The 13014-nt window shown below is 39.6% G+C and carries 11 protein-coding genes and 1 pseudogene; 11 read left to right on the forward strand and 1 reads right to left on the reverse strand.

Annotation, left to right across the window (positions count from 1 at the left end; genetic code table 11):
- The first annotated feature begins 37 nt into the window (after positions 1-37).
- The 11 genes and pseudogenes from EAL44_RS04640 to EAL44_RS04695 all read left to right on the forward strand — a co-directional run bounded on the left by EAL44_RS04640 (position 38) and on the right by EAL44_RS04695 (position 11645).
- On the forward strand, positions 38-1093 hold the full coding sequence (locus EAL44_RS04640; RefSeq protein ID WP_121075251.1) for a quinone-dependent dihydroorotate dehydrogenase: 1056 nt from the start codon (positions 38-40) through the stop codon (positions 1091-1093).
- A complete protein-coding gene (gene pqqE / locus EAL44_RS04645; RefSeq protein ID WP_121075254.1) occupies positions 1090-2424 on the forward strand; it encodes a zinc protease PqqE in 1335 nt (444 codons plus the stop codon). The genes EAL44_RS04640 and pqqE overlap by 4 nt, the downstream gene beginning before the upstream one ends.
- A gap of 14 nt (positions 2425-2438) precedes the next feature.
- Entirely contained in the window at positions 2439-3341 is a 903-nt protein-coding gene (gene dapA, locus EAL44_RS04650; RefSeq protein WP_121075256.1) for a 4-hydroxy-tetrahydrodipicolinate synthase, read from the forward strand.
- Entirely contained in the window at positions 3338-4126 is a 789-nt protein-coding gene (locus EAL44_RS04655; RefSeq protein WP_021177352.1) for an enoyl-ACP reductase, read from the forward strand. The genes dapA and EAL44_RS04655 overlap by 4 nt, the downstream gene beginning before the upstream one ends.
- 9 nt (positions 4127-4135) lie before the next feature.
- Positions 4136-4744, forward strand: coding sequence for a hypothetical protein (locus tag EAL44_RS04660; protein ID WP_121075258.1), 609 nt, complete (start codon positions 4136-4138; stop codon positions 4742-4744).
- Positions 4741-5280, forward strand: a complete 540-nt coding sequence (gene pgsA / locus EAL44_RS04665) for a CDP-diacylglycerol--glycerol-3-phosphate 3-phosphatidyltransferase (protein ID WP_162970358.1) — start codon at positions 4741-4743, stop codon at positions 5278-5280. The genes EAL44_RS04660 and pgsA overlap by 4 nt, the downstream gene beginning before the upstream one ends.
- A 197-nt stretch (positions 5281-5477) precedes the next feature.
- Positions 5478-6920: an amino acid permease gene (locus tag EAL44_RS04670; protein ID WP_121075264.1), complete on the forward strand. Its 1443-nt coding sequence runs from the start codon at positions 5478-5480 to the stop codon at positions 6918-6920.
- A 43-nt stretch (positions 6921-6963) separates the two neighbouring features.
- Positions 6964-8394, forward strand: coding sequence for a DegQ family serine endoprotease (locus EAL44_RS04675; RefSeq protein ID WP_121075267.1), 1431 nt, complete (start codon positions 6964-6966; stop codon positions 8392-8394).
- A 21-nt stretch (positions 8395-8415) separates the two neighbouring features.
- Positions 8416-9636 carry a bifunctional 2-C-methyl-D-erythritol 4-phosphate cytidylyltransferase/2-C-methyl-D-erythritol 2,4-cyclodiphosphate synthase gene (locus EAL44_RS04680; protein WP_121075269.1) on the forward strand — a complete coding sequence of 407 codons (1221 nt, stop codon included), beginning with the start codon at positions 8416-8418 and terminating at the stop codon, positions 9634-9636.
- A gap of 21 nt (positions 9637-9657) precedes the next feature.
- Positions 9658-10554: an OriC activity response regulator gene (locus EAL44_RS04685; RefSeq protein WP_000697559.1), complete on the forward strand. Its 897-nt coding sequence runs from the start codon at positions 9658-9660 to the stop codon at positions 10552-10554.
- A gap of 255 nt (positions 10555-10809) precedes the next feature.
- Positions 10810-11645, forward strand: a pseudogene (locus EAL44_RS04695) (5'-3' exonuclease).
- A gap of 63 nt (positions 11646-11708) precedes the next feature.
- Here EAL44_RS04695 and EAL44_RS04700 read toward each other — a convergent pair.
- Positions 11709-12959: a hypothetical protein gene (locus EAL44_RS04700; RefSeq protein WP_121075272.1), complete on the reverse strand. Its 1251-nt coding sequence runs from the start codon at positions 12957-12959 to the stop codon at positions 11709-11711.
- Positions 12960-13014 lie beyond the last annotated feature (55 nt).

The following is a 13014-nucleotide window of genomic DNA, read 5'->3' on the forward strand; positions in this document are numbered from 1 at the left end:
AGGGTTATCGTTCAAATCATAAAAGATAAGGATTGAAATGCTTTATTCATTGTGTAAAAAATATCTTTTTAGCCTGGACGCTGAAGACGCGCACGAAAAAGTTTGTCAAATTTTAAAAATGCTTTCTAGATCGAGCTTTTTGTGTAGTTTAATCCATTCTCAATGGGGTTATAAAAACCCAAAGCTTGAAAATGAAATTTTAGGCTTGCATTTCCCTAACCCCTTAGGCTTAGCCGCCGGCTTTGATAAAAACGCTTCCATGCTCAGAGCGTTAAGCGCTTTTGGGTTTGGCTATTTAGAAGCAGGCACATTGACTAATATTGCGCAAAGCGGGAATGAAAGACCAAGGCTTTTCAGGCACATTGAAGAAGAGTCCTTGCAAAATACGATGGGGTTCAATAATTACGGGGCGATTTTGGGGGTAAGAGCGTTTAAGCGCTTCGCCCCTTATAAAACCCCTGTTGGCATCAATTTAGGCAAAAACAAACACATAGAACAAGTGCATGCCTTAGAAGATTACAAGGCGGTTTTAAATCAATGTTTAAACATTGGCGATTATTACACTTTCAACCTTTCTTCGCCTAACACCCCTAATTTAAGGGATTTACAAAATAAAGCGTTTGTGAATGAGCTTTTTTGCATGGCTAAAGAAATGACCCATAAGCCTTTATTTTTAAAAATCGCCCCGGATTTAGAAACAGATGACATGCTAGAAATCGTCAATAGCGCTATTGGAGCGGGAGCACATGGCATTATTGCGACTAACACGACCATTGATAAAAGCCTGGTGTTCGCTCCTAAAGAAATGGGGGGCTTGAGCGGGAAATGCTTGACTAAAAAAAGCCGTGAAATCTTTAAAGAATTAGCTAAAGCTTTTTTTAATAGAAGCGTTCTTGTTTCTGTGGGGGGGATTAGCGATGCCAAAGAAGCTTATGAAAGGATTAAAATGGGAGCGAGTCTGTTACAAATTTATAGCGCTTTTATTTACAATGGGCCAAATTTATGCCAAAATATTCTTAAAGATTTGGTAAAATTACTCCAAAAAGATGGATTTTTGAGCGTTAAAGAGGCTATAGGAGCGGATTTAAGATGAAATATTTTTCTGTTAAAAGACTTTTGAGGCTTAGTTCTGTCTTGTTAGTCACTTTAGGAGCGAACATGCACGCACAATCTTACTTACCCAAACATGAGAGCGTTACCTTAAAAAACGGGTTGCAAGTCGTAAGCGTCCCCTTAGAAAATAAAACCGGGGTTATAGAAGTGGATGTGCTTTATAAAGTCGGCTCTAGAAACGAAGTCATGGGCAAGAGCGGAATCGCTCACATGTTAGAGCATTTGAATTTTAAAAGCACCAAAAACCTTAAAGCCGGCGAATTTGATAAAATCGTTAAGCGTTTTGGGGGCGTGAGTAACGCTTCCACGAGCTTTGATATTACGCGCTACTTCATTAAAACCAGTCAGGCTAACTTGGATAAGTCTTTAGAATTGTTCGCTGAAACCATGGGTTCTTTGAATTTAAAAGAAGATGAGTTTTTGCCTGAGCGTCAAGTGGTCGCTGAAGAAAGGCGATGGCGCACCGATAATTCCCCTATCGGCATGCTTTATTTCCGCTTTTTTAACACCGCTTATGTCTATCACCCCTACCATTGGACGCCCATTGGTTTTATGGACGATATTCAAAACTGGACTTTAAAAGATATTAAAAAATTCCATTCGCTCTATTATCAGCCTAAAAACGCTATTATTTTAGTGGTGGGCGATATCAATTCCCAAAAGGTTTTTGAATTGAGTAAAAAGCATTTTGAATCCTTAAAAAACCTTGATGAAAAAGCTATCCCCACCCCTTACATGAAAGAGCCTAAGCAAGATGGGGCGAGAACGGCAGTCGTGCATAAAGATGGGGTCCATTTAGAATGGGTAGCGTTAGGGTATAAAGTGCCTGCTTTCAAGCATAAAGATCAAGTCGCTTTAGACGCTTTGAGTAGGCTTTTAGGCGAAGGTAAAAGCTCGTGGTTACAGAGCGAATTAGTGGATAAAAAACGCCTGGCTTCTCAAGCTTTCTCGCACAACATGCAATTACAAGATGAAAGCGTGTTTTTATTCATTGCGGGGGGTAACCCTAATGTCAAAGCCGAAGCCTTACAAAAAGAAATCGTAGCACTTTTAGAAAAACTGAAAAAAGGCGAAATCACTCAAGCGGAATTAGACAAGCTCAAAATCAATCAAAAAGCTGATTTTATTTCTAATTTAGAAAGTTCTAGCGATGTGGCGGGGCTTTTTGCGGACTATTTAGTGCAAAACGATATTCAAGGCTTGACCGATTATCAGCAACAATTTTTGGATTTGAAAGTGAGCGATTTGGTGCGTGTGGCTAATGAATATTTTAAAGACACCCAATCAACCACCGTGTTTTTGAAACCTTAAAAGAGCCTTACAGCATGCAATTTCATTCATCTAGTGCGTTAATTACGCCTTTTAAAAAAGATTTGAGCGTTGATGAGGCCGCTTATGAATCCTTGATCAAGCGCCAAATTTTTCATGGCATGGACGCATGCGTTCCTGTTGGCACGACAGGAGAATCCGCCACGCTCACCCACAAAGAGCATATGCGTTGCATTGAAATCGCCATAGAGACTTGCAAAAACACTAAAACGCCTTCCAATTCACGCATGAAAGTGTTAGCCGGCGTGGGCAGTAACGCTACGAGCGAGTCCCTTTCTTTAGCAAAGTTCGCTCAAAAAATCGGCGCGGATGCGATTTTATGCGTAAGCCCCTATTATAACCGCCCCACGCAACAAGGCTTGTTTGAGCATTATAAAACCATCGCTCAATCGGTGGAAATCCCTGTCATGCTTTATGATGTGCCAAGCCGCACAGGCGTGTCTATTGAAGTTCCAACCGCTCTCAAACTCTTTAGAGAAGTCCCTAACATTAAAGCCATTAAGGAAGCGTCTGGCTCTTTGAAAAGAGTAACAGAATTGCATTATTATGAAAAAGATTTTAAAATTTTTAGTGGGGAAGATTCGCTCAACCACTCTATCATGTTTTCAGGGGGGTGCGGCGTGATTTCAGTGACCGGTAATTTAATGCCTAATTTGATTTCACAAATGGTCAATTGCGCGCTCAAACTTGAATACCAACAAGCCCTAGAAATCCAAAATAAGCTTTTTCATTTGCATCAAGCCCTTTTTGTAGAAACGAATCCTATCCCTATTAAAATGGCCATGCATTTAGCCGGCTTGATTGAAAACCCAAGCTACAGACTGCCTTTAGTAGCCCCAAGCAAAGAAACGATCAAACTTTTAGAAAAAACTTTACAACAATATGAGGTAATTGCATGAATCATTCCAATCACATGAAAAATAAAACCCTAGTGATTAGTGGCGCGACGAGAGGGATTGGCAAGGCGATATTGTATCGTTTCGCTCAAAGCGGCGTGAATATCGCTTTCACTTACAATAAAAATGTTGAAGAAGCCAACAAAATTATAGAAGATGTGGAGCAAAAATATTCCATTAAAGCCAAAGCCTACCCCCTTAATGTTTTAGAGCCTGAGCAATACACAGAGCTTTTTAAGCAAATTGACGCGGATTTTGACAGAGTGGATTTTTTTATTTCTAACGCTATTATTTATGGGCGCTCTGTCGTGGGCGGATTTGCGCCGTTTATGCGATTAAAACCTAAAGGGTTAAACAACATTTACACAGCCACCGTGTTAGCGTTTGTGGTAGGGGCTCAAGAAGCGGCAAAACGCATGCAAAAAATAGGCGGTGGGGCGATCGTGAGCTTAAGTTCTACTGGGAATCTGGTCTATATGCCCAATTATGCTGGGCATGGCAATTCTAAAAACGCCGTAGAAACCATGGTCAAATACGCTGCCGTGGATTTAGGCGAATTTAACATTAGAGTGAATGCGGTTAGTGGCGGGCCTATTGATACGGACGCTTTGAAAGCCTTCCCTGATTATGTGGAGATTAAAGAAAAAGTAGAAGAGCAATCGCCCCTAAAACGCATGGGCAATCCTAACGATCTAGCCGGAGCGGCTTATTTTTTATGCGATGAGACCCAAAGCGGTTGGCTTACAGGGCAAACGATCGTTGTGGATGGCGGGACTACTTTTAAATAAAGATTTTTCTTGCAAAATATTATTCACATCCACCACAGCAAAGAGTTGCAATTCATTAAAAAATGCTTGTTGGGCTATTTTTTCGCCCCTTTGTGTGGGGCTATCCTTTTGGTTTTTTCTATCGCTTTAAGCGGTGCGAAACCGCTCCAAGTTTCTAATCTCTTTAATAGTCAATCGGCTTATATCGTCTTACTATCTCTTTTTTTGTGCGCGCTTGGGTTCATTGCCGGAGCGGTTGGTTTTTATAAGCTTTCTAAAATCACACGCCATCTGAGTTTTTTTGAAAATTTTGCTTTCAGTTTTTTGGCGGTGATTTTATGCGCTATTTTAGGCTATCTTATCCCTAACGCCAGTAACGCCCTTTCACTAATCGGTAATGGTGTTTCTATTTTTTATTTGCACAAACTCTATAGAGAATTGAGCCTTTACACGCAAGAAAGATTTTTTTTAAGCGGGTTTAGGTTATTGCTTTTTAGTTTCATGCTGGCTCTTTTAGGGGTTTTAGTGCAAGCTTTAGTTATCATTTTTTTAACGATCGCTGTGATTTTAATGTGTGTGGCGCTTGGCTTTTTGGGGCGTGCGTTTTTGAATTTTTCACAAGTCTTTTTGAAAGCATGAAAGTTTTAAAACTCCTGCCTAATTTTTTGACGATTTTACGCATTGTCTTATCCTTGTTTTTATTGTTTTTATTGTTAAACACACGCACTTATTTTAGTTTTTTAACCCTCTTTCACATCAACATGATCTCTTCATTGGTTTTTTTGTTTGCCGCGCTCACGGATTTATTGGACGGCTATATCGCCAGAAGCTATAAAGCCAAATCGCGCTTTGGGGAAATCTTTGATCCTTTAGCGGATAAAATCCTTATTTTGAGCGCGTTTTTAGGGCTAGTTTATTTGGATCGTGTGAATGCGTGGATCCCGTTTGTGATTTTAGGGCGCGAATTTTTTATTTCAGGGCTTAGAGTCTTAGCCGCTAATGAAAAAAAGGATATTCCTGTCAATGCGTTAGGCAAGTATAAAACCGTTTCTCAAGTCGTGGCGATTGGCGCTTTATTAGCCAATTTAACTTACTCCTATGCGCTTGTGGCTATAGCGGTTTTTTTAACCCTTTATTCGGGGATAGATTACACGATTAAATATTATAAATCTTAATGTTTTAAAAGGAGTTTTTAGCGTTCTTTAAAAAAATACCTTAAAAATCCGCTCTCATCAAATATTGACAAACATTAACTTTAGCATTCTTTCGTTTTTTTAAAGTTTTATTTTCAATATTCAATTAAAAAAAATCATTTTATTTTATTTTTGTTATAATTCAAGCTATTTTTATTTTCAATCTAAGGAGGTGTCGCATGGACAATCAAAAGATAACGCATCAAAATACCACGCAAAAACAAGGCGAGCTTAAAAGAGACATGAAAATGCGCCATCTCTTAATGATTGCATTTGGAGGAGCGATCGGCACAGGGCTTTTTGTAGGCACTGGGGGTAATATTGCGAACGCTGGTCCTTTAGGGACCTTGATCGCTTATGGTTTTGGAGGGCTTGTGGTTTATTGTATCATGCTCTCTTTAGGCGAATTGGCTAGCGTTTATCCCACTACGGGAAGCTTTGGGGATTATGCGGCTAAATTCATAGGCCCTGGCACAGGCTATATGGTTTTTTGGATGTATTGGCTTGGCTGGGTGATCACGGTTGCGTTAGAATATATTGCTATAGGCATGCTCATGCAACGCTGGTTTGTAAATATTCCTATCCATTATTGGGTCATTTCATGCATTGCGTTGGTTTTTTTATTGAACTTTTTTTCGGTTAAAATTTTTGCCGAGGGCGAGTTTTTCTTTAGCCTGATTAAGGTTTTAGCGGTGATCGCTTTTATAGGCATTGGCGTAATTGGGATCATCTATCAAATCTACTTGCATGGGTTTAGTTCTATTTTTGATAACTTCCATTTTGGCGATAGGGGGTTTTTCCCTAACGGGAGTGCGGCGGTTTTTAGCGCGATGCTCGCTGTTATTTTTGCTTTCACTGGCACAGAAGTCATTGGGGTGGCTGTAGGAGAGACTAAAAACGCTAGCGAAGTGATGCCCAAAGCGATTAAAGCGACTTTGTGGCGGATTGTCTTTTTCTTTTTAGGCTCTGTGTTTGTCATTTCTGTTTTTTTACCCATGAGCGATTCTTCTATCGCACAAAGCCCTTTTGTGAGCGTTTTAGAACGCATCAACTTGCCCTTTATTGGCATGGGTATCCCTTATGTGGCTGATATAATGAACGCTGTTATCATTACGGCGATGTTTTCTACCGCTAATTCAGGGCTTTATGGAGCGAGCCGCATGATTTATGGGCTGTCCAAACAAAAGATGTTTTTTAAAGTTTTTTCCCAACTCAACCGACAAGGCACGCCCACTTATGCGATGTTTTTTTCCCTTTCTTTTTCTCTTATAGGGCTTTTAGTCCAAATTTATGCGAAAGAAAATGTCGTGGAAGCTTTGATTAATGTGATCAGTTTCACGGTGATTATTGTGTGGGTTAGCGTGTCCATTTCGCAATATTCTTTCCGCAAGCAATACTTAAAAGCTGGGCATTCTTTAGAGGATTTGCCTTATAAAGCCCCCTTTCTGCCCTTTTTGCAACTCATAGGGATCACGGGGTGTGTTATCGGCGTGATTGGTTCGGCTATGGATAAGGATCAACGCATCGGGATGATTTTAACGATTGTTTTTGCTGTTGTGTGTTACATTGGATACTATTTTACACAAAAAGCTAATGAAAATAACAAAAAAGATTTGATATAATCTTTTTTTAATTTTGAAATTGACATCAATCAAGGAAGTAACCATGATGAAAAAAACCCTTTTTATCTCTTTGGCTTTAGCGTTAAGCTTGAATGCGGGCAATATCCAAATCCAAAACATGCCCAAAGTGAAAGAGCGAATAAGCGTCCCCTCTAAAGAGGATACGATCTATTCTTACCACGATTCTATTAAGGATTCTATTAAGGCGGTGGTGAATATCTCTACTGAAAAGAAGATTAAAAACAATTTTATGGGTAGTGGTATGTTTAACGACCCCTTTTTCCAACAATTTTTTGGGGATTTGGGCGGCATGATCCCTAAAGAAAGAATGGAAAGGGCTTTAGGCAGCGGTGTCATCATTTCTAAAGATGGCTATATCGTGACCAATAACCATGTGATTGATGGCGCGGACAAGATTAAAGTAACCATTCCAGGGAGCAATAAAGAGTATTCCGCTACTTTAGTAGGCACGGATTCTGAAAGCGATTTAGCCGTGATTCGCATCACTAAAGACAACTTGCCCACGATCAAATTCTCTGATTCTAATGATATTTTAGTGGGCGATTTGGTTTTTGCGATTGGTAACCCTTTTGGCGTGGGTGAAAGCGTTACGCAAGGCATTGTTTCAGCGCTCAATAAAAGCGGGATCGGGATCAACAGCTATGAAAATTTCATTCAAACAGACGCTTCCATCAATCCTGGAAATTCCGGCGGCGCTTTGATTGACAGCCGTGGAGGGTTAGTGGGGATCAATACCGCTATCATTTCTAAGACCGGGGGCAACCACGGCATTGGCTTTGCCATCCCTTCTAACATGGTTAAGGATATTGTAACCCAACTCATCAAAACCGGTAAGATTGAAAGAGGTTACTTGGGCGTGGGCTTGCAAGATTTGAGCGGCGATTTGCAAAATTCTTACGACAATAAAGAAGGAGCGGTGGTCATTAGCGTAGAAAAAGACTCTCCGGCTAAAAAAGCAGGGATTTTGGTGTGGGATTTGATCACTGAAGTCAATGGGAAAAAGGTTAAAAACACGAACGAATTGAGAAATCTAATCGGCTCCATGCTACCCAATCAAAGAGTAACCTTAAAAGTCATTAGAGACAAAAAAGAACGCGCTTTCACCCTCACTCTAGCTGAAAGGAAAAACCCTAACAAAAAAGAAACCATTTCTGCTCAAAACGGCGCACAAGGCCAATTGAACGGGCTTCAAGTGGAAGATTTAACCCAAAAAACCAAAAGGTCTATGCGTTTGAGCGATGATGTTCAAGGGGTTTTAGTCTCTCAAGTGAATGAAAATTCCCCAGCAGAGCAAGCCGGCTTCAGGCAAGGCAATATCATCACAAAAATTGAAGAGATTGAAGTGAAAAGCGTTGCGGATTTTAACCATGCTTTAGAAAAGTATAAAGGCAAACCCAAACGATTCTTAGTTTTAGACTTGAATCAAGGTTATAGGATCATTTTGGTAAAATGATAGGGGTGGGTCGTTAGTCGCATGTCTTTGATTAGAGTGAATGGGGAAGCTTTTAAACTCTCTTTAGAAAGTTTAGAAGAAGACCCTTTTGAAACTAAAGAAACGCTAGAAACGCTTATCAAACAAACGAGCGTTGTTTTATTGGCTGCTGGGGAGTCTAAGCGTTTTTCTCAAACCATCAAAAAACAATGGTTACGCTCTAATCATACCCCCTTATGGCTCAGCGTTTATGAGAGCTTTAAAGAAGCCCTAGACTTTAAAGAAATTATTCTGGTTGTAAGCGGATTGGATTATATTTATATCCAACGCCATTACCCTGAAATCAAGCTTGTAAAAGGCGGGGCATCAAGGCAAGAATCCGTGCGTAACGCTTTAAAAGTAATTGATAGCGCTTACACGCTCACAAGCGATGTGGCTAGGGGTTTAGCCAATATGGAAGCGCTTAAAAGTTTGTTTTTAACCCTCCAACAAACGAGCCATTATTGCATCGCCCCTTACTTGCCTTGCTATGACACAGCAATCTATTATAACGAGACTTTAGACAGAGAGGCGATCAAACTCATTCAAACCCCGCAATTAAGCCACACCAAAACGCTCCAATCAGCCCTAAATCAAGGGGATTTTAAAGATGAAAGCAGCGCGATTTTACAAGCTTTCCCTGATCGTGTGAGTTATATTGAAGGCAGTAAAAATTTGCACAAACTCACCACGAACGATGATTTGAAACATTTCGCGCTCTTTTTCAACCCAGCAAAGGACACTTTTATCGGCATGGGCTTTGATACGCATGCGTTTGTTAAAAATAAGCCTATGGTTTTAGGGGGGGTTGTTTTGGATTGCGAGTTTGGGTTAAAGGCTCACAGCGATGGCGATGCTTTGTTGCATGCGGTTATTGATGCGATTTTAGGAGCGATTAAAGGGGGGGATATTGGCGAATGGTTCCCTGATAATGACCCCAAATACAAAAACGCCTCTTCTAAAGAGCTTTTAAAAATCGTGTTGGATTTTTCTCAAAGCATTGGGTTTGAATTGCTTGAAATGGGAGCGACTATTTTTAGCGAAATCCCTAAAATCACTCCTTACAAACCGGCGATTTTAGAGAGTTTGAGCCAACTTTTAGGTTTAGAAAAATCTCAAATCAGCTTGAAAGCCACTACAATGGAAAAAATGGGGTTCATTGGCAAACAAGAAGGGCTGTTAGTCCAAGCGCATGCGAGCATGCGTTATAAACAAAAACTTTAAACGCGATAAAAGGAAGAATTGATGAAAATCTTAATCATTGAAGATGATTTAGCGCTAGCTAGGAGTATCTCGCATAATTTGCATGATTTGGGGCATTTTTGCGAGATCATCTCTAGCATTTCAGAAGAAAATAAAGAGCCTTATGATGTGATTTTAGTTTCTTCTAAAGTTTGCACTCAAGGGCGTTGCGAACATTTTGTGCGTTATAATTCCAAGCAAATCATCATCATGATGGCTTCGCATGTCAATGAAGATGGCGTGAATAAACCCATTCAAGCGGGAGCGAGAGATTATATTCTAAAACCTTTTAAAATGGATGAATTGTTGCGTAAGATCCAATACCACAAAGCCTACCAAGAAATGACCGCTCGCTTGGGATTTTATGAAAATTACTTAGACTTTATCCATGCGGAATTGCCCTTGCCTAAAGATTTTTCTTACCGGCCGCCCTTTATCATCCACACGCCCTCTCAAGAGCTTGCGAACGCTTATTTATTGCAATACGCTAAAGAAAGGCAAATGGATTTTTCTTTTTTCTCTTTAAAGGATACCACTTGGAAAGAACTATACAAGAATAAAGACAAACTAGAACGCCCTTTTTACATCATGCATTTAGAAGAGCTTAAAAAAGACGAGCAATTGAAATTGCTAGAATTGGCCCGTTCATGCCCCATTGTTTTGTCCTATACCCATAAAGAACCCCTAGAATTTCCTAAAATTGTGAGCATTGAATGCGGCAATAAACCCCTATCTTTGTTTAGCGATAACACGACTTTCCTTTCCATTCAAGAGTATGAAAAAGAAGCCATTAGGCATTTTTCTTCTACTTGCACCGATACAGAATTGGCTAATAAGCTTGGCATTAGCCGCAAAAGCCTTTGGGAAAAACGCCGGAAATATAACTTACCGCGCAAATAACAAAAAAATCCTTAAGCCCTGTTTTTTGTGGGGCGTTGATCATAAAATGTAAAAATGCCAAAAGCATTTTTGCAATCAAAAGAGCTAAAACAAGCGGTGATCTCTTAAAATTTAGCGTATTTAATGAGAATAGAGCTAATTATTATTAAAATAACTTATTATTTGCTATATATTTACTATAATAGTTTAACTTTTGAAAAGAGAAATTCAACTTAAGGATTAACCATTAGACAAGCGTTTAACAAAACAAGATTCATGCATTCAAGAACTCTTTTACTAGACATTGATTGCGTTATCCCTAATATTGTTAGGCGTTTGCTCTCTAATAAAACGCTCCCCAAAAGATTCGCCGCTTACAGCTTGCAAGAAGTGGGCATTATCTTCCTTACCACTCAAATTTTATCTATCATGCGCAAGACCCGTTGCTCTAAAACGCTTTTTTTATCACTAGGGGCAGAGAGAGTTTCCGCTACCAGCTGTGCGATCATTACAAGCAAAAACGCCACCAATTTGATGAAGATTTTAGATCCCTTTTAAAAGCTCTAAAGATCGCTTTAGTGGAAAAATACCCCCTAAAAAAAGGGGCTAAAATCCAGGGCGAACATTGTTTTGAATATGAAGCCGATGATATTATCTCTTTTTACAAAAAGAAAGACCCCAACAATTATGTGATAGCCAGCATGGATAAGGATATTTTGTATTCCAATAGAGGCTCTCATTTCAACCTCAAAACGAACGCTTTTTTCAATGTGAGTCAAAAAGAGGCTCATTTTTTTGCTTATTACCAGTGCGTTGTGGGGGATAAGGGGGATAATATTAAAGGGGTTAAGGGGATTGGCGGCTTCAACTATAAAGATTTTTTAAACGAAGACGCTAAAGAACATGAATTGTGGGAGCAGATCATTCAAGCGTTCAAAATTAAAGAAGATTTGAGCGATAGCGAAGCTAAAGAAAAGGCTCTTTTAAACATGCGTTTAGTCAATATGCACCAGATGACCCACCATGGCGTGATCAAACTATGGGAGCCTGAATTTAAAAAAGCTTTTTTCCCTAAAAAACCCCAAAGACCTGATTTTAAAAGAAGCTTTTAAAACAAAAAAATTACTACTTACTTTTGGCAAGCCCTTTGCTATTGATTGTAAAAACGGCATTTTTTAAAACAAAAACTTCCCAAAAAAGACAAAAGAACTATTTCCAAGGCTTTTTCTCGTGGCTTTAGAATTATAAGCATACACATACCCACCACCCATATCAAAAGACAAACTCCTATAAGTCCAAACCCTAAAACTGCTCATTAAAGAATATTCTTGGTAATCCCCAAAAGCCACCATCGCGTCTAAACGCACCCTTTTAGTCTTAAGACCACCAAAAACATAGCCTGAAATGCTGGAGTTAGCAAAATAAATCGCTGGCACACCGGGCGCGTTGATCCCACGGCCATAGAATTTGGTTCTGTCGTTAAAAGTCCATAGATAGCCCTTATTGTTCCTTGCCGGAACGATATAAAAACCCGTTCCAAAATTAAAAATTTTGTATTTAAAAGTTTGATCGATCAAAAACAAGCCGGCATTTTTAGCGCTTGTGGCCGCATCAGTGTTGCCGTATTGATACATGCCATGCACTAGAGTGCGCGAAGTGAAACCCTTAGCTAAAGAAGCATCATACTCCAACTTACCCCCCACTTGCACTAAAACGTTTTGAGTGGGCAAAGGCAAGCGGGTGTCCGTTAAAATAAAAGGAGCGAATATCAAATTTTTATTTTTGTATTCTGCACCCAAAACAAACACTTCCCCCCCCACATACAAGCGTTTAGACACGGGATCATAAGACGCTAGAGCGTTTAGGGAAGTAGCGATCCGATTGCCTTGCTCTTTATTGATTTGATGCCCATTATAAAGCATGCTATCCATAAAAATCCCAAAATAACGCATGGAATTTTGCTTAAAAGCCACAGAGATCCCTTGAATATTACCCCCTATCCAATCAAAATCCACAAAATCGGTATTGAAACGCCCTAAAGCGATTTTAAAACGCTGGTTAGTGTATTGAAGATACGCATCAGAAACATCGCCAGCGCTCAAATAAGGTTTAACATTGTTAGGGTTACCAAAAAAATTCCCTAGACTGATGTAAAGGTTAGCCAAACGCTGTTTGTTATAAATATTCCAAGCCCCAATAGCCCCAATACCAAAGGACCACCCATTGCTATAAGAAAAATCCACCCCAAGACGCGCTAAAGCCCCCACATAGCTGTGAGGGTTTTTTTGCGCCCCTTGATTATACAATAGCCCCAGATAGCCAAAAGGTTTGACGGCGATTTCTAAAGCTTTCAAAGACAGACCATTTAAAAAAAAGATCCCTAACGCTAAATAATAATATCTTTTCTTATTTTTCTTATATTGCATTAAAAACTCATCGTGGATTTAAACTCAATATTTTAGTTAAAATTCCTTTTAATTG

This window comes from Helicobacter pylori (assembly GCF_003637685.1).
Classification (GTDB): domain Bacteria; phylum Campylobacterota; class Campylobacteria; order Campylobacterales; family Helicobacteraceae; genus Helicobacter; species Helicobacter pylori_CJ.